Raw genomic sequence first — 18,426 nt, 5'->3', positions numbered from 1 at the left:
ATTAGAAATTGATACTCAGACCAGCAGAATAGGTTTTCGCAAGCGGGTAAGTACGCCCGTTGACACTGTCTCCGTCAAATTGTTCCGGGTCGATGTATTTTGTTCTGAGTGGCGTGTAAGTCAGCAGGTTCTCACCGCTGACATAAATCCGCGCATTCGGAATGCGCACTCTTTTGGTAATGCTGGCAGGAATGGTATACCCGATCACGACGTTTTTCAACCTCAGGTAACCTACATTCTGCACGTACCGGTCGTTTCTTGCATTCAGGTCACCGCCGCCGTTTAATGCGGTGTAGCCACGAAGGATAGGGAAGTAAGCATCCTGGTTTTCGGGTGTCCAAACGTCTTTTTCAAATTCTCTTGGAATGAAAGAATAGTATGGACGCGAGTAAGGTCCCCAGAATTTGTCGGCATTTGCACCCGGGTACCAGTGCTTCCGAAGAATGCCCTGCGCCAATGCAGAGAAGTCGAACCCGCCCCAGGAAGCGCCTAAATTAATCCCGTAGCGAAATCTCGCGCTGGTGTTACCGATGATTTTCAAATCGCCGTGATCGGCCAATGTATTCGCGCCTTCTGAAATTTTACCATCACCATTTACATCAATGAATTTCAGATCGCCCGCTTGCAGCTTGCTCCATTCGCCCGGCGCGCTCAGACGCTGCTTATTCACGATTGTCTGATCGACGGTATAAGCTTGTGCTTCCTCATTTGTTTTGAAAAAACCATCAATCGAATAGCCCCACATCTCGCCGATCGTCTGACCTTCATAGCGGTTGGAAAGGATCTGGTTCGGGTTATCGAATTTGGTAATCTTGGATTTTGAGTCAGACAAAATGAATGACGCATTATAAGAAAACGATTTTCCTGCGAGCTTAAACTGATCGCGCCAATTGATCGCGAGCTCAAAACCGCGCGTTTCCAGATCGCCCGCATTCTGCGTAGGTACAGTTGCGCCGTAAACCGAAGGCAGTACTTTTCCAGGTATCAGCATATCCCTCGTTTTCCGGATATATGCGTCAAAAGACAAGTTCAGCTTGCTTTTGAACAAGTCTGTGTCGATACCAATGTTGGAAGTAGTAGCAGTCTCCCAAGTTAAATTTGGTGAGATAGGGTTCGGATTATTAACGTAATTCAACTTCTGGCCATTTGTCATCCAAGTCGACAATGAGGTTGGCATAGCCGATATGTATGGATAAAAGCTTGCCGAACTCGGATTATCATTGAATTTAGGAGGAAGCTGGTTACCCAATGTTCCGTAAGACGCTCTGATCTTCAAGTTGTTGACCAAATCGCGTGCTGGCTCAAAAAACTTTTCCTCGCTGATCCGCCATCCTGCCGAAACGGATGGAAAGAAACCATAGCGACGACCTTCTCCGAAACGCGAAGTTCCATCATAGCGCCCATTTACTTCCAAAAGGTACTTGCCCATATAATCGTAATTCACCCGGAAGAATGCACCGAATAATGAATACTGGTAAGATCCGCCTTCCGTCAGCTGCTCGCCGGTCCCGAGGCTAAGGTCATTCAGGCTTTCTGAAAGCAGGTTTTTACGCGCGCCATAAAGTCGCTGGTGCTTTTTGCTTTCATAGTTCATTCCCAGCGTGCCGGCCAGGTAATGTTTCCCGAATGTCTGATTATAAGAGGTATACACGTTGGTTACATTCATCGGATCAAACCAGAAAGTCTTTTTCATCTGGTCTGTATTGTAGTTCGGAACGTTCGTCAGAACACCTGGCTGAATGGAATATTGTGCGACCGCAGCACGGTACCAGTCGTCGGCGATGTAGAATGAGTAGGAGTGATTGGCAACCAGGTTCCATGTTTTGGTAAAATCCATTGTCACCGTGTTGATCGTCGTCAGCTCGTGTACTTTCTTTTCACCGCCGGCAGCGCCTTTTAACAAATTGGCAAACAACCCGTCACCAATGGAGTAGTTGTTTTTTAATGTATTATAGGTAGCAGTTCCGTCCGGATTCCGTGGTGCATACGCCGGCATGGCGTGTACCGTAATCGCCACGAAATTAGAATTGGCGCCGCCTTCCAGTCCCGGGTATTTATATCTTGAATCAAAATACTGGGTATTGTTGCTCACTTTCAGCCAGGGCGTCAGCTGCGCATTGACTTTTGTACGCAGCGTATAGGAATTGAAACGGTCGGTATTGATCCGCATAATTCCATCTTTTTGAAAAGCCGAACCCGACAGGAAATAATTGACCTTCTCCGTTCCTCCCGAAAGATTGAGGTTGTGCTGCATGGAAGGCTCCCGCATGTCGAAGATCGTATTCCACCAGTCGTAGTTACCGTAGTAGTTGTAAATGTCTTTTCCATTCACATTCTTCACTACAGTCCACGGACGGTCGGGATTTTCGGTTTTATCATACCGCCTCTTTTCCAGTTCGGCATAATCTTCTTCCGAGTAGCGCGTGTAAGTATTGCCTGTCGCGCGTTTGAAAGCCTCGTCGTTGAGCATCGTGTGCTCGTATCCGTTTGTAAGGAAATCAGTACTTACCGTTGGTTTCCCCCAGCCAAAGTTGTTGCTGTAAGACACACTTGTTTTGCCGCTTTTGGCGGTTTTGGTAGTCACCAGGATTACCCCGAATGCACCCCGCGCCCCGTAGATCGCGGAAGCTGCCGCATCTTTCAAAACCGAAACAGACTCCACATCACCGGGGTTGATCCGGTTGATATCGCCCGGGATACCGTCGATCAGCACGAGCGGCCCGCCCCCGTTAATGGAAGTTTCGCCGCGTACATTGAGGTTACCGCCCGATCCCGGCTGGCCCGTGCTGAATGTAATGTTCAGGTTGGGCACCATTCCCTGCAGAATCTGGGACATATTGTTCAATGGTCTGTTTTCCAGGTCTTTCGAAGTAACCTGGCTCACAGCGCCGGTCAGGTTTACCCGTTTCTGGGTACCATAACCTACCACCACCACTTCCGATAATGCTTTATCGTCTGATTTCAAGATTACATTCACCTGCGAGCGGTTTCCTACCACCACTTCCTGCGAAATATAGCCGACGAAACTGAACACCAGCACTGATTCGGGATTGGGTACTGTCAGCGAGAAATTTCCGTCATTGTCGGTGGTGGTACCTTGTGTACTGCCTTTCAAAACCACGCTCACACCCGGCAGCGTACCCTGTGCGTCGGACGCTGTGACGGTACCTTTGACATTGATATCCAGCGGTTTGGCGTATTCCTGCAATTTTTCTTCCAGTTCAATGATGTGGGCTTCTTCTTTTGATGTCCGGGTTTTTGCCAGAACAATCTGCTCATTGATTACTTTGTATTCAATCCCTAGCGGGGTGAAAAGCTGGTGGAGTACACGGGATAATTTCTGATTTTTCACATCGATCGTAACGTGCTCCCGCACTGATACGCGGCTGCTGTAAACAAATTGTGTATTTGCCTTTTCCTGAATCTTGTTCAGCGCCTCCTTCAATGAGACGTTTTTGAGGCTCAGTGTCACGTCTTTACTTAGCAGCGATTGAGCGGTAGTCTCTTTCGCGTAGCTGCCACCAGCAAGAATGGTGACAAGGATCCATTGAAGCAGTCCAATGCGCATGATCTTTTGCCAATTGAGCGGCTTGTTACGTACTGTTTTTTGCATAATTTTGATTGTCTGATGGTTAGGCACTGTTGGATAAATGCATCCTTTTGATCGGTGGTACGAGGAAAAAGGATGGAATCTTGAACCGGAGGTGGTGGTACACCTTCGGTTTTTTTGTGGATTTGAGCTGGTCTTTGTTACAGGCTATTCACATGGGATTGCATTGATGGTGATGTTTTCTCCGGAAAGTACATAGTTGGCATCCAGGGTGGTACAAAGCATTTCAAGGATGCTGCTCAGCGGCTGCGACTCAAAGTTCGCAGTGACGCTGCATCGGGCAACTCCCGGATTGGTGAGACTGATGTTGACCTTAAAGCGCTTTTCAAGCTGGTCTATCACCTGGTTCATCGGGGTTTCTTCAAAGACAATTGTGACTGGTTCGTAAATTGGTTTTCGCAATGGGATAGCAATCGGGCGGGCTGTCAGTTTCCCGGATGAGAGCTCAAAAAGTGCCTGCTCCTGCGGTTTCAGGATCACTTGCTGAGCAGTTCCAGCCGTATTTTTAGCCAAAACAGACACGCTACCAGTAACTACATCAACCTGAAATACCTTCCTGGAAACAGGTGCTTTGACATTGAAGCTGGTACCCAGCACGCGGATCACCAGCTTGCCGCTTTCTATATAGAATGGTTTGGCGGGATTTTTCTGAATGTCAAAAAAACCTTCTCCCGAGAAGGTAACCGCGCGCCGCTTTTCTTCAAACTGCTGCGGGTAGGTAATGACAGCGCCCGGGTGCATGGCTACCGAGCTGTTGTCGGGCAGCCGGTGGATTACAATGCGTTTTTCTTCGTTTGTGAAGGTGGTCAGTTGAAGCGACTTCTCTTGAAATTCCGCTGATATCTCAGGCTGTGTTTCCTGTTTCTTGTCAGGATATTGGAAGTAAATGCCCACTGCGAGCAATATGGACGCAGCAATTCCGATCAGCCAGCCCAGCTTGAATCTGCGGGGCGCTTCTTCCTCTTCCGGCTGCAGACGGTTTTTAATTTCGCTGAATGTCGCATCCTGTAATGTCTGCTGGTCATCCTGCGGCAGCCTGTCCAGATATCCGCTTTCACCGCGCAGCGATTCGTACCAGGCTTCCACCTGCGCCTTTTCTGCTTCTGTACATTCGTCTGTCAGATATTTCTGGAGTAGGGAAGGGGGGATACCGGCTGGCTTCATTGCTGGACTGATGGTTTATAACAGGAAGTCGCGCGCCGGAGACGCAACCCTTAGTCAGCCCGTGAAAATTTTCAGAAAAAAACAGAAAAGAGAAAAGCGGAGATTATATGTTCTTTCAAATGCGACCTTAAAACCCGCAGCGCCCGGGTGATATGTGCCTCGACGGTTTTCTCAGAGATTGCGAGCTGCTCGCCGATCTGCTTGTTGGCAAAGCCCTGCCGGCTGAGCACGAATACTTCCTGGCATTTGGCCGGAAGCAGGTGCAGTCCCTCTTCGTACCTGTGTTGCAAATCGGCGACCAGCACTGGCTGGTCAGTTGCATCATCCACTTCAATGCGTTCTGCTTTCCATTGATCGTAGTGGTGGAGCCGGGTATATTCTTTCCTGTAAAAGGAAATAACCTGCCTTTTCGCGATGGTAAAAAGGAGAGAGCGACAACAGTTTGCATGCAGGGTCGTGCGCTGCTGCCAGAGGTTTACAAACAGTTCCTGGATGATTTCCTGAGCGGCAAACTGATCATTCACCTTGCTGTAAGCATAGTTGAAAAGCGGCTTGAAATAGCGGCTGTAAAGCGTTTCAAATGCCAGTTCATCGTCCTGCTCGCGGATCAGCGCAAGGATATTTTCATCGGAACAGCTCGTGTAAATGTGGTTCATAATGAAGATCGCCTGGGAAGTCTGACAATAACTCAGTTGGGAAGGTTTGCAAAATTCGGAATTAAATTAATTCAGGGCTGTCTGAGCAGATTAAGTAATCTCTTTCTTTTTTTTACTTTCTTAATAAAAAATTAACACAAGTAAGGCGCATACGGTCCTTTTACGGTTAATATTTATAACTGTTCAGGAAGAGCGTTACCTCCATAATCAAGCCCATGAAAAATTACCCCCAGGCCGCGCGCATTCTCGTGGCTATTGACTGCATTATTTTCGGTTTCGACGGAAAAGACATCAAGCTGCTGCTGATTAAAAGGAATTTTGAACCTGAAAAAGGGAAATGGTCCCTGATGGGAGGGTTCGTAAATCACGATGAGGACTTATCAGACGGTGCAGCACGCATTCTCTACAACCTGACCGGACTCAAAAATATCTACGTCGAACAGCTGGCAACTTTTGGAAAGGCGAGCCGCGACCCGGGCGAGCGGACTGTATCGGTCGTGTTTTTTGCATTGATTAAGATTGATGATCACGATTCGGAAGCGGTAAGAACACACAACGCTTCGTGGATTGTGCTGGAAAACCGGCCGAAGCTGATTTTTGACCACGAACAAATGGTAGCTCGCGCCATTGAGCACCTGAAATACAAAGCCGCATTGCATCCGATCGGCTTTGAGCTGTTGCCCGAGCGTTTCACGATCCCGCAGCTGCAAAAGCTCTACGAGGCTATCTACAACATCCCGATCGACCGCCGTAATTTCAGCCGCAAGCTGCTTTCAACCGGATTACTCATTGATACCGGCGACAAGAACAACAACGGCGCCACCAAAAAAGCAACACTATACAAGCTCGATACAGACAAATACAAAGCCAAATTCCACTCGTTTTGGAACTTCATGCCTGATTCGATGAAGGAGGGAAGTTCAATCATTCAATGACTGAATGATTGAATGAGTGAATGAGTGAATAAATCAATTTTACATGAGCCGCTGTGGAACGGGGAATTAGTCAATTTCAAATGAGTGAATGAGCCGCCGTGGAACGGTGAATGAGTGAATAAACTTTCTAGATCTGAATTAGCAGGTTAAAGCGACTGGGGAGTGCTTGAACAGAGTGAGTGAGTTGGGAAGTCCCAATTGTTTGATATTTATTCCAAATAGGATAAGCTATGCAGCCCATTCAGTGCAAAAACAAACCGACCAATAATTTAGTCATTCAAAATTCACTCATTCCCCGTTCCACGGCGGCTCATTCACTCATTCTGTCATTCCCCGTTCCACGGCTGCTCATTCAATCATTCAATCATTCAATCATTCAATCATTCAAAATTGAAATTGTGTCATCCATACACTAGAAACAAATTTATTTATATTTGTTAACTGATAAATTAAATAAAGCTGTCTTATTGCTCTGAAATATCCTAAACCGTTTATATGGAACAAGCTTACGTAATTGGAATTGACTTTGGAACTGACTCGGTGCGGGCGCTTGTGGTGGACGCGTATTCGGGAAAGCAGGTGGGCACGGCCGTGCAGGAATATAGCCGCTGGAAACAGGGCAAGTATTGCGATCCTTCGCGGTCGCAGTTCAGGCAGCATCCGCTCGATTATATTGAAAGTATGGAAAAGGCTGTGCTGGCTGCATTGGAGCAAGCTCCGGCTGACGCGCGGGCTGCTGTTCGCGGTATTTCCATTGATACCACCGGTTCTACGCCGGTTGCGGTGGACAGATCAGGAACACCGCTCTCGATGCTTCCGGGCATGGAAGATAATCCGAATGGAATGTTCATTCTCTGGAAAGACCATACTGCGAATGCGGAGGCGGATGAAATTAACAGGCTTGCGCATAGCTGGCCAGAGGATTATACGAAGTATGTAGGCGGTATTTATTCGTCAGAATGGTTTTGGGCCAAAATACTCCGTACGCTAAGGGTCGATGAACAGGTGCGTGAAAACGCATTCTCGTGGGTGGAGCATTGCGACTGGATTTCGGCCGAGCTTACAGGGGTTACCGATCCGCTGCAATTAAAAAGGTCCCGCTGCGCTGCCGGACACAAGGCATTGTGGCACCAGGATTTTGATGGATTACCTTCCAATGCATTTTTGAAAGAACTCGATCCGCTGCTCGACGGACTCCGTGACCGGCTGTTTGCCACGACTGAAACTTCGGAAAAAGCAATGGGTACTATTTCCGCTAAATGGGCGCAGCGATTCGGTATTTCTGCCGATACGGTTATCGGAGTGGGTGCATTTGACGCGCATATGGGTGCGGTAGGCGCATTGATCGAGCCTTATTCTTTGTGTAAAGTAATAGGTACTTCCACCTGTGATATGCTTATCGCGCCGAGCGAAGAAGCAGGGCATTTGCTGATCAAAGGAATTTGCGGGCAGGTCGATGGGTCCATTATCCCTGGTATGCTGGGGATGGAAGCCGGGCAGTCTGCTTTTGGTGACATTTACGCCTGGTTTGCCAAGCTGATCGTGCAGCCGGTCCGGGAGCTGCTCGGAGAAGAAGCTGCCGCAGAGTTGTCAAAAAACCTGATTCCCCATTTTTCGAAGCTTGCCGCGGAATTGCCTGTTACGGAAACCGACATCGTTGCAATTGATTGGCTCAATGGACGGAGAACACCTGACGCCAAACATACACTCAAAGGAGGAATACTCGGTCTTAATCTTGCCAGCGACAGTGCGCGGGTGTTCAAAGCGCTGGTGGAAGCTACTGCATTTGGATCCAAAAGCATTGTGGAGCGGTTCAGAAATGAAGGTGTTCCGATAAATCAGGTGATTGCAATCGGCGGGGTCGCCAAAAAATCGGCATTTGTGATGCAAACACTGGCCGATGTATTGAACATGCCGATCAAAGTAGCCGCTTCCGAGCAAGCCTGCGCGCTGGGCGCTGCAATGTTTGCGGCAGTCGCATCCGGCATTTACCCCACATTACAAGAGGCGCAACAAGCAATGAGCTCCGGCTTTGACGCGGTTTACGAACCCAGAGAAAAGGAGTCGCGGGTTTATCAGGTACTTTATGAAAAATACCTCACGGCCGGTGCATTCATGGAAAATCAGTTTCTCATACAAAAAGAACCTGCAATTGCGGGTTAACTCGACTCAACTTACACTCATTTTACCAGCCACTTAATGCTTGATTTAAAACAATTCGAAATCTGGTTTGTCACGGGAAGCCAGCATTTGTATGGAGAAGATACGCTCCGCCAGGTCGACGACCACTCCCGTATCCTGGCCAAATCCTTTGATGAATCTGCTGCGGTTCCCGTAAGAGTAGTTTTCAAGCCGGTAGTGAAGTCTCCCGAGGAGATTTACCAGATTATGCAGGAAGCGAACAACACAGCGGCCTGCATTGGGCTGGTCGCGTGGATGCATACTTTTTCACCTGCCAAGATGTGGATCAGAGGGTTACAGATCCTGCAAAAACCATTGCTGCATTTGCACACACAATACAACCAGGACATTCCCTGGGCAAGTATTGATATGGATTTCATGAATCTCAACCAGTCGGCGCACGGTGACCGCGAGTTCGGTTTCATGATGACGCGGATGCGGCTTAACCGGAAAGTGGTAGTGGGTCACTGGCAGCAGCCGGAGGTTTTGAACAACATCGGCGACTGGGCCAGGGTAGCTGCTGCTTGGCATGACATGCAGGGAGCCAGGTTTGTGCGCTTCGGCGATAATATGCGCCAGGTTGCTGTGACGGACGGGGACAAGGTAGCTGCGGAAATGACGTTCGGGTTTTCTGTGAATACGTATGCCGTCGGTGATCTGGTAGCGGTTATCAACCGGGTTGAGGACCAGGAAGTGAATCGGCTTGTCGCTGAATACCAGGATACTTACGAGTTGGCCGACGCCTTGAAATTAAATGCTGCCCGGCACAGTGCATTGCGCGACGCCGCCCGCATTGAGCTTGGGTTGCAATACTTTTTGAAGGATGGAAATTTCAAGGGTTATACCAATACTTTCGAAGATCTGCATGGGATGAAGCAGCTGCCGGGGATTGGCTCGCAGCGGATGATGGCGGCTGGGTTCGGCTATGCGGGTGAGGGTGACTGGAAAACGGCCGCAATGGTACGCGCCTTGAAAGTAATGGCAAGCGGACTGAGCGGCGGCAATTCCTTTATGGAAGATTACACCTATCATTTTGATCCGGCCAACCAACTGGTACTAGGCTCCCACATGCTCGAAATATGCCCCACCATTGCAGGGGGTAAGGTTTCATGCGAAATCCATGCACTCGGAATAGGAGGGAAGGAAGATCCCGTGCGGCTGGTTTTCAATGCTCCCGCCGGTCCGGCGCTCAATGTATCGCTGATCGATTTGGGCAACCGGTTCCGTATTCTGGTGAATGAAGTAGAGGCGGTTGAAGTGAGCGAGGCACTTCCTAAGTTACCCGTCGCACGGGCATTGTGGAAACCGCAGCCCGATATGCAAATCGGCTGTGCAGCCTGGATTTATGCCGGCGGCGCACACCATACCGTATACAGCCAGAACCTGACTGTTGATCACATTGAAACATTCGCGGAAATGGCCGGCGTGGAGCTGGTGGTGATTGATAAGAATACAAACCTGAGGCAGCTCAAAAACGAGTTGCGCTGGAGTGAAGCCAGCTATAAATAATTCAATATGTCAAAATATACCTATCTCAAAGAGCTGGTTTACGAAGCCAATATGGAGATACCCAGGGAAGAACTGGCGATTGTGACCTTTGGGAATGTAAGTGGTATCGACAGGGCCGAAGGTGTGGTTGCTATCAAGCCCAGCGGGGTACCTTACCACCGGCTGAAAGTGGATGATATCGTGATCGTAGATCTGGACAATGTGGTGATAGAAGGCAGTATGCGACCTTCTTCCGATACCAAAACACATACTTTGCTTTATAAGAGTTTCCCCGGAATAGGCGGGGTATGCCATACGCATTCCACTTACGCGGTGGCCTGGGCGCAGGCTATAAAGCCGATTCCAAACCTGGGTACCACACATGCTGATCACCTGACTGCTTCCATACCGGTTACAGAGGTGATGTCGGACGAGATGATCCAGGGGAATTACGAATTGGAAACCGGCAATCAGATACTCGATCTTTTTACCGGTAGCGGGCTCAGCTATGAAGAGGTGGAAATGGTGCTGGTAGCTTGTCACGGTCCATTCACGTGGGGAAAAGATCCAGCGAAAGCCGTATATAACTCAGTAGTGCTGGAAGAAATTGCGAGAATGGCGTACCTGACTTTGCAGATCAACCCGCTGGCAGGTACTATCAAGCAAAGCCTGATCGACAAGCATTATTTCAGAAAACACGGGAAAAATGCCTATTACGGGCAGGAATAATCAATTTTTTTTGTCCATTCTTTTGCTGGCAATTTTGCGCATTTGCTGTAATGCTTCCTGCCGGGACATTCCTTTCTGGTTGGACTTTGCTTCTTCAATAGACTCTTTTGAAAACCGGCCTTTGAGGATATTATAAAGTGCTAAAAACATTTTGATTCTTGCTATTCAGCTTATTAAGTGATGATCAAACTTACCAAAGAATAAGCTATAAAAAAACTGCCGGATCGTTTTAGATCCGGCAGCTTAGTATCTTGCAATTCAAGACCTTATTGTAGACGTTGAGTATAAATTCTTCTTAGCCAGCTACTTCCTTGCGCAGTTTGCTTCCCGGGTTAAACTCATCTTTGATCCAGCGCACAAAATTGTGGGAATTCGTTTTGTAAATTTCCATTGACAATGGTTTGATGCCGCTGAACTCAACCTCTTTTACGTATTCAGCGTGCAACTTCAAAATCTCAGACAGGGTCTTGCTATCGGTTTTCATTGAAAGTGTTGGGATGTTAAGGTTTACAATAGACAATGAGAGCCATTGCTACAAACGTGTTCCCGAACATTGTTCATTTCTTGAAATATTTAAATAATTATATGGCGAGTTCTATTAGTACCATACAATTAATCTGAACGGTCATTAACATTAATTTAACGGCGAATGCGAAAATTAACGAATTGTTACATTTTAGGACAATGTGAGTAATTGCGGGAATTGTGTAAATCCCGTAAAATACCCAGTTTCCTGCGCACGTTTTGGCAACCTGTTGATCGGAAACCAAGGTTAGTAAATCAATAGCAAAGAGCTTGCCAGATTGAGCGGCTGAGTACGGGAATTATATGGCGAGCTTTTTTTTCAGGAAGGTTACTTCGAGCGGCTTGGGAAGGAGGTCGATGATGTGCGGATTGGCTCTTACCTTTTCAATGTCGCGGGTGTCGATCGTAGAGGAAAGCATGAAAATCCTGATTTTTGACCGGAGGTGATCTGGTAAGGTCTCAAACTCGTCTATAAATTCAAATCCGTTCATATCAGGCATTTGCAGGTCCAGCAGGATAATTGTATCCGGTATTGCATTACCCTGGTTCATGAGGAATTTGAGCGCTTCACGTGCAGAGTTGAAGGTTTTGACTGAATCGGTGATACCGCTTTTGATCAGCAGCTTTTCGTAAATGAAAAGATCAAAGGCGCTATCGTCTATTAAGAAGAAGTTTAGAAGTGACTTCATACCGCCTGATTTATTTTTTTATGGAGGGAATGTTGATTTCAAAAACGCTGCCCTTACCCAACTGCGAGCTCACGCTGATGTTGCCGCCCAGTTTCGATATCGCTTCATGGACTATATACAAGCCGATACCCGAGCCACTGTTGGTAGCTCCGGCGCGGTAGAACATTTTGAAGATTTTATCCTGGTCCGACTCCCTGATTCCAGAGCCATTATCGGCCACAGTGATCGTCGCGTGCGTCGGGGTGGAGCGCACAGTTAAATGTACATAAGGATCAGGCTTGGATTTATCCTGGAACTTGATCGCATTGTTGATCAGGTTGTTGAAAATAATCCGAAGCTTCATCACGTCAGACTGGAAATTACCTGTCTGTTCAATATCAGTAGTCATTTTGAGATTACCGTACTCGGGCAGGTACTGGATCGTTGCCTGCACTTCGGTAACCAGTTCTTCAAAACTGATATCGGTTACCACAGGTACGCCTCTCGCGTTTTTGTAATAATCGATGATATTGATAATGAAGGTATCCAGCTTTTTGACCGACTGCCGGATCAGTTCAAGGTACTCGTTCTGCGACTTCACATCCTCTTCCAGCAGCGCCAGGTTTACGATACCAAGCACGGACATAAGCGGCGCGCGCAGATCGTGAGAGGCGCTGTACACGAATTTATCCAGCTCTTCATTGGCTTTCTGCAATTCGCTATTGCGCTGTTTCAGGTCTTCCCGGGTCTTGTAAATATCGTAAGCGCTCGCAATGGCGGTATCTACATACTGGTAGTCCCACGGTTTGTCGATAAAGCGGAACACTTCTCCTTTATTGATCGCGTCAATGGCGGCGCCAATATCGGTGTGGCCTGTAATGAGGATACGGATCGGTTTCGGGAATTTGGTCCTGATCTTTTCGAAGAACTGGACGCCTGTCATAATTGGCATCCGCTGATCGGCCAGGATAATGCAAAAATCCCTTTTCTCTAATATTTCCTCGGCCTCAACTACCGATGAAGTAATGGTGATATCATATTGTTTGCGGAAAGACGCCTTGAACGATTGCAGATTATGCTCCTCATCGTCGATGTAAAGAATGGTAATTGGTTTCTCATTCATTGAAAATCAGGGATAGGGCGTATTTTTCTTTTTACCGGAAGTGTGATCAAAAACTCTGTTCCTTCACCAACCTCCGTATTAACGTGAATTGTACCGCTGTGAACTTCTATAATTTTGAAAACGATTGAAAGTCCGAGCCCTGTTCCGTCCCCTACCTGTTTGGTTGTAAAAAATGGCTCAAAAATTTTGGCACGTACCTCTGGCGGCATTCCCGGTCCGTTATCGCGCATTGAAATGGAAATATGATCGGGATCGCTCAGCCAGGTCTTAACCCAGATCGTCGGTGTCCTTCCTTCTTGTTTTTCTTTGAGCAATGCATAGATCGAATTGGTCAGGATATTCATGAAAACCTGGTTCAGCTTGCCGGCGTAGCATTCAATACTTGGAATGTTTCCCAGCTCTTTCACCAGTTTGATGGCATTTCCCATCTGGTAATTGAGAATGATCAGCGTGGATTCGATGCCTTCATTGATGTTGACGAGGTTGAGATCAAGCTCATCCACACGTGAGAAGATCTTTAATCCTTTCACGATCTCAACTGTTCTGTGCGCACCATCTTCCATACCTTTTAAAAGCGTGTCCAGCTCGGTTTTAATGTAGTCGAGGTCCAGTTCCGCTTTCAGCTCCTCAATTTCGTTTATTTTAGTATGCAAATGCTCAAGGGAGTCAATGTTCTGAATATTTTTATAAGAATCCAAAATTTCAAGTACATCATCTATATCTCTCCGGAGCGGCTTGATATTTGAGCTCACAAAGTTGATCGGGTTATTGATCTCGTGGGCAATACCGGCAGTAAGCTGACCCAGTGAAGCCATTTTCTCAGCGTCAATAAGTTGCGTTTGCGCGTCTTTAAGGCGCGTTAATGCGAGGTTAAGCTCCTGGTTAGCGGTTTGTAGTTCCGCTGTCCGTTCGTCGACACTCCTTTCCAGCAATGCATTTTGTTCCGTAATAATTTTCTCGTTTTCCAGCGAAACGCGCAGCGCTTCTGCCTGTGATTCTTCCCGCTCTTTCTTGAATATATTGATTTTATCTGCCAATGCAATGGAAAGCAGAACTACTTCTGCAATAGAACCGAACTGCATTGTATAAGTTGTAAAGATGTTATACGGCAGTACGTTCAGATTGCGCAGGATCAGGAGGAAAAGTCCGAGCAAAAATATTGACCAGCCAACAAGGAAAAGCTTGGCGGGCCGGTAATTTTCTCTCGAAAGCTTGATGCCGATCACCAGGCAGCTGAGTGTCCCGAAAGCGCCTGAAATATCTACGAGCCTGAAACTGAGTAGGTCAAAACCGACTATATTAAGCAGAATGGAGGAAGAATAAAGCGCGACAATAATGTAAACTATAAAAATCGCACGTGGCCATTTTTCTTTGAGCTGCAGGAAGTTTTTGACAAAAAATATAGCAGAGATACCGGCTATACCCGAAAAGTAAATGGTCGCTACGGAGTTGAAATCAGGCGCATTCGGCCAAAGGTATTTGAATGCATAACCTGAAAGCGATGTTTGTGCCAGCCCGATGGACAACACGTAAAGTACATAAAAAAGGTAGCTTCTATCTCTTGTCGAAAAGTAGATAAACATGTTGTAAAGTACCATTACCGCGATGATCCCGCAGAAAATCCCGTTAATGGTTTCACTCAATTGCGCCGTTTCGAAGAAGTTCTCCTGATCGCGCAGGATCAGCGGCAGGATTACCTGGTTGGTTCCTTTGACTTTAAGATAGTAGGAGTGCTCCTGATCCGCCCGAAGCGCCAGGGCGAATACCAGGTTCTGGTGCTTGACGCGCCGCTTGCTGAAATGATCGTCGTCATCGTAAGTTTCCGTCCGCACCTTGTCTCCGACGATCTCGTACATCTCGCAGGAATGTATCCAAGGGTGGGCGAGTTCGAGATACAGCATGTTTTTTGCCGATCTGTTGCGGATCGAAAACCGGATCCAGAATGTGGACTCGCTAAGTCCGATGTTGGGTACTTCGTCCGTGCTTTTGACGAAACCTTTCACCTGTCGGATTTCCGGCAGGGTCAGCTTGCCTGAGGTGTCTTCATATATTTCAAGATATTTTCCGATGATCAGCGAGCCGCTCTTGTAGTCCACTGTTTCAGCGGATAGCTTGCCGGCTGTTAATGTTATTAGAAATACAAGCAGGATTCTAAGCACCTTCATACCTCAAAACTTCATGTCCAAATCGTAATGTAAAGCTATTTCACCTTTGGGACCCTGCTCAACGGCAAATTGAACAGGATCATTTCTCAGCCGCCTGATATGTTTCAGTTCTTCTTCATGCGCCAAAGGCAGCTGGTCAAGGTCTGTGACCACGATTGCCGTCGCGATCAGTCCTTCCTTGGGGTAATAGAAAGTTCCATTGTTGCCCAGCGTCCTGATCACCTCGAAGCCCAGCCGCAGGCACTGGCGCAGCGTCGGCGGCGAACATAATGCAAGCAGTTTTTTGATCCCGATCTCTGTGGTAACAGCGATCCCCACCCGGCCCATAAAAATACTCCCAATACCGAAACCTGCAACTTCTTTGCTGTTGAATGCACCGCAGAACTCGGCGATTTTCTCGTGTTTCAGGCCGTCAACGTACCCGTAAATGCGGTCGTCTTTTTTGGCGATGGCATCTTCCATCGGTAGTTTGCGCGTTTCCTGCCGAACCTGGATCCTTGCGCCTCCGTAAATCTTCCCGCCATCTTCGGATTCAACGATAATCACATACGTATTCTCATCATTCAGCCAGTCGTGGTTTGCCGAAGTTACCTGTTTTACACCGTAGGCTTCAAGCACTTTACGGTGTTCGTCAATGTACCTGAGGCAAGTTTCCACGTCGGTAGTGGACCTGAATGCTCTGATTTTAGCGACCATCAAATTTCGTCATTAACTATAAACAATACTTCATCTAATGGCAGGCGTTTTGATTTAGTAGCTATCGTTGAAGATTTATGAATTCTTAAAAGAGCCACGGGGTTGTAGCCCGCAGGTACGCGCGCTGCAAGCTCAAACCTTGATTTCAAAACATTGAGTTTTACAATTTCCTTTTCATTCAATCCTTCACCCGAGCGAAGTCGACTAAACAGGGATACCGGCGTAAAAAGCGGCTGCGCCGACAATCCCAGCTGCATTGCGCGAAGCCACATTTCCTGTGCGATCATACCCGAATAGAAATGTGGGTGGCCGGTCTCGGGCATTGAAATGACCGCGATACCTGACGAAGCACTTACGGCGGCTGCAATGCGCTCGGCTAGCATACTCCCGCCATCGATGTTTTGTAAAATGTCGGCGATTTTCCTGTCGCGTAGCATTGCAAGCGCGGCTGCGTGCGCAGGGTCTACTGCAAGCTGCGATAAATCATGTCCGGAATCAGATGGATTTTCTGTTGAGCCAGCGCTGATATTTCGTTTAAAAATGTCTCTGTAACCCTCATCATGAAGGATACTGATCAGCTCGCATGCACCTGCAATAGCTGCAAGTTCGCTAATATGAGTTGAATTTTGGATAAAGTCAATGTTAACATTGGCTACTCCCGTTCCTGCTTCGAGCAGATAATTAACGTCGTTTACGCTCATTTCGAAAGGCAAACCCGCGCCCCGACTGGTCGACCGCTCCGGGATCATCTCTGCAAGCACAGAGTTAATTGCATTACTTTCTGATAAACCATTTCGCGCGGTAAAATCAATAACAGCAATCAGGTCAGGCTTTTCCGAAGCCGGAAAGAACAATGGAGAAATGTCGTAGCCCAAAGCATAGCTTTTCAGCCTGATATTCGTGAATGCTGCGCCAAGTGCAAAGTGGGCAGCGGTATTTTTGTAGTTAATAAATGCATGTGACCGGTGCGGATCGTGGAACAAATGCAGCCTGCCGTTGCGGTAAAGCCATTTCCAGGGCTGGTCATTTCCCCACGAGGGCGCCTGCGTACCCGCTTCCACAATCTGCCTGATTTCATCGCGCCCAGGCTTTACTGCTGGTTGCATTTGCGGCAATGCGGCTGCGGTTTCCAGCGCATGCGCCAGGTTATATTTTGTGTTCGGATTAGTATAAACGGACTCAGCCGGCAACGCCGCCTGATTGGCTATAATCTGTTCAAGATCTACGTAGAACCTGCCTGACCCGGTAAACTGACCAAGTAAAATTCGTCTCGTTACATCCGTCACCACACCTCCTCCCAGCGTTACCGCGCTTGCGAGCTGAGGCCAGGTACTAATCGACTGTCCCACTTCCAGCAAGGACGCGCGCCCGCGGCGCGAGGCATTTTTTACGTCAATAATCCGCATTACTAGTCCGAGCCGGTCAGCGGGCGGGATGTTTTCAAGTCTTTCAGGCGGGATACCGCTTAGCATTCCATGTAGTATCTCCCGGCCTGGTTCGAGGTCGAATCGCTCCACATCGAGCATTCCGCGGTCGCTTGTTTCCATGACAACCGGAATTTGTAGTAGTCTGGCTGCCTGCCGGCACTTGATTTTTACTTCAAGATCGTCGCATTCATCGATCAGCAAATCAAGATTTCCATCTTTTGTTAAAAAATCGTGAAGATTTTCAGAGGTAATTCCTTCGGTTTGGCATTCTACATCGAGAAATGGATCAATTTCGGCTATTTCTCGTGCGGTAATAATGCTTTTGTTTAAACCGATGTTGTGGATACCCGTCCTGATCCTGTTCAGGTTGCTGAGTTCAAGTGTATCAAAATCAGCGAGTTTAAGTTTTCCGAACAGGCGCTCGGTAGCGAGCGTTAAGGCCACTGCGTGGCCGACGGATAGCCCGATTATGCCGATTTTACGTTGGGATAGGGAAGCTTGTTCCTGAGCAGTGATCTTATGCTGGTTGCGAGTGGTGCGAAGCGCAATGAAGTCGGCTTCACTGACAATGTGTAAGAGGCGGTTTGACCAGGGGTAGTAAAGCCAGCAGCCTTCAAAATCCGGATTTTTGCCGGCAGTGAGTTCTCCGTACTTGTTGTCGAGCTGTTCACTGGTCAGTCGGGATCTGGGATTTTGTATTTTTATAAGTTCCTTCGCCTGAGATGCATACAGATCGAGTACAACCGAATTCCTGTACTCGTTTCTAAATGAACCGTAACTTTGTTCATCTGCATATTGCTCATTTGGGATAAATAGCGGTTTATGGATTGTGTTTGTTGTAGACTCAGAATGCATGTCGGGTAAGTTGGAAGGGCTGCGTTTATTGCCTAAACACCTACAAATTGCTGAATTTATTTTTGTAAAACTATCATTGGATCATTGAGGCTCAAAATATTTGGATCAAAACAGTGGAAAGATTACCCAATAAATCCGATGTTGTGATCGAGCGGTCACCAACTCTTACTGCCTGGTCACCACTTTTCGCAATATAGAATTATC

14 protein-coding genes are annotated in these 18,426 nt (G+C 47.6%); 4 read left to right on the top strand and 10 right to left on the bottom strand.

Annotated features, from left to right (window positions below):
* Position 1: 1 nt before the first annotated feature.
* From Q369_RS0118460 to Q369_RS0118450, 3 genes are all read right to left on the bottom strand, one after another.
* Positions 2–3,613, bottom strand: a complete 3,612-nt coding sequence (locus Q369_RS0118460; protein WP_031529261.1) for a TonB-dependent receptor — start codon at positions 3,611–3,613, stop codon at positions 2–4.
* 144 nt (positions 3,614–3,757) lie between these two features.
* Positions 3,758–4,774: a FecR family protein gene (locus Q369_RS0118455; RefSeq protein ID WP_031529260.1), complete on the bottom strand. Its 1,017-nt coding sequence runs from the start codon at positions 4,772–4,774 to the stop codon at positions 3,758–3,760.
* Positions 4,775–4,845: 71 nt separating this feature from the next.
* Positions 4,846–5,430, bottom strand: coding sequence for an RNA polymerase sigma factor (locus tag Q369_RS0118450; RefSeq protein ID WP_229206888.1), 585 nt, complete (start codon positions 5,428–5,430; stop codon positions 4,846–4,848).
* Positions 5,431–5,645: 215 nt separating this feature from the next.
* Between Q369_RS0118450 and Q369_RS0118445 the strand changes: the two genes are divergently transcribed.
* From Q369_RS0118445 to Q369_RS0118430, 4 genes are all read left to right on the top strand, one after another.
* Positions 5,646–6,365: an NUDIX hydrolase gene (locus tag Q369_RS0118445; protein WP_031529258.1), complete on the top strand. Its 720-nt coding sequence runs from the start codon at positions 5,646–5,648 to the stop codon at positions 6,363–6,365.
* Between the two features lie 495 nt (positions 6,366–6,860).
* Complete coding sequence (locus Q369_RS0118440) at positions 6,861–8,528, top strand: ribulokinase (RefSeq protein ID WP_031529257.1); 1,668 nt, start codon at positions 6,861–6,863, stop codon at positions 8,526–8,528.
* Positions 8,529–8,564: 36 nt separating this feature from the next.
* Positions 8,565–10,055 carry an L-arabinose isomerase gene (araA, locus tag Q369_RS0118435; RefSeq protein ID WP_031529256.1) on the top strand — a complete coding sequence of 497 codons (1,491 nt, stop codon included), beginning with the start codon at positions 8,565–8,567 and terminating at the stop codon, positions 10,053–10,055.
* Between the two features lie 6 nt (positions 10,056–10,061).
* Entirely contained in the window at positions 10,062–10,763 is a 702-nt protein-coding gene (locus Q369_RS0118430; protein ID WP_031529255.1) for an L-ribulose-5-phosphate 4-epimerase, read from the top strand.
* On the opposite strand, the gene Q369_RS29280 is transcribed toward Q369_RS0118430, so the two are convergent.
* The 7 genes from Q369_RS29280 to Q369_RS0118395 all read right to left on the bottom strand — a co-directional run bounded on the left by Q369_RS29280 (position 10,764) and on the right by Q369_RS0118395 (position 18,222).
* Complete coding sequence (locus tag Q369_RS29280; protein WP_169739261.1) at positions 10,764–10,913, bottom strand: hypothetical protein; 150 nt, start codon at positions 10,911–10,913, stop codon at positions 10,764–10,766. It lies immediately after the preceding gene.
* A gap of 145 nt (positions 10,914–11,058) precedes the next feature.
* Positions 11,059–11,247 (bottom strand): hypothetical protein, encoded by a 189-nt coding sequence (locus Q369_RS0118420; RefSeq protein WP_031529254.1) that lies wholly within the window; start codon positions 11,245–11,247, stop codon positions 11,059–11,061.
* Positions 11,248–11,587: 340 nt separating this feature from the next.
* Complete coding sequence (locus tag Q369_RS0118415; protein WP_031529253.1) at positions 11,588–11,977, bottom strand: response regulator; 390 nt, start codon at positions 11,975–11,977, stop codon at positions 11,588–11,590.
* A 10-nt stretch (positions 11,978–11,987) separates the two neighbouring features.
* Positions 11,988–13,079 (bottom strand): sensor histidine kinase, encoded by a 1,092-nt coding sequence (locus tag Q369_RS0118410; RefSeq protein WP_031529252.1) that lies wholly within the window; start codon positions 13,077–13,079, stop codon positions 11,988–11,990.
* On the bottom strand, positions 13,076–15,244 hold the full coding sequence (locus Q369_RS0118405; RefSeq protein ID WP_031529251.1) for a sensor histidine kinase: 2,169 nt from the start codon (positions 15,242–15,244) through the stop codon (positions 13,076–13,078). The genes Q369_RS0118410 and Q369_RS0118405 overlap by 4 nt, the downstream gene beginning before the upstream one ends.
* Before the next feature lie 3 nt (positions 15,245–15,247).
* The gene (locus Q369_RS0118400; RefSeq protein ID WP_031529250.1) at positions 15,248–15,940 is read right to left on the bottom strand and encodes a hypothetical protein; all 693 of its coding nucleotides are present in this window, start codon (positions 15,938–15,940) and stop codon (positions 15,248–15,250) included.
* Positions 15,940–18,222, bottom strand: a complete 2,283-nt coding sequence (locus Q369_RS0118395; protein ID WP_031529249.1) for an Rv1355c family protein — start codon at positions 18,220–18,222, stop codon at positions 15,940–15,942. The genes Q369_RS0118400 and Q369_RS0118395 overlap by 1 nt, the downstream gene beginning before the upstream one ends.
* Positions 18,223–18,426: the final 204 nt, after the last annotated feature.

Origin of the sequence: Dyadobacter crusticola DSM 16708, assembly GCF_000701505.1 — a bacterium.
Lineage (GTDB): Bacteria > Bacteroidota > Bacteroidia > Cytophagales > Spirosomataceae > Dyadobacter > Dyadobacter crusticola.
The sequence above is the reverse complement of the archived record's forward strand: the minus strand, read 5'-3'. Positions and strand labels throughout refer to the sequence as shown.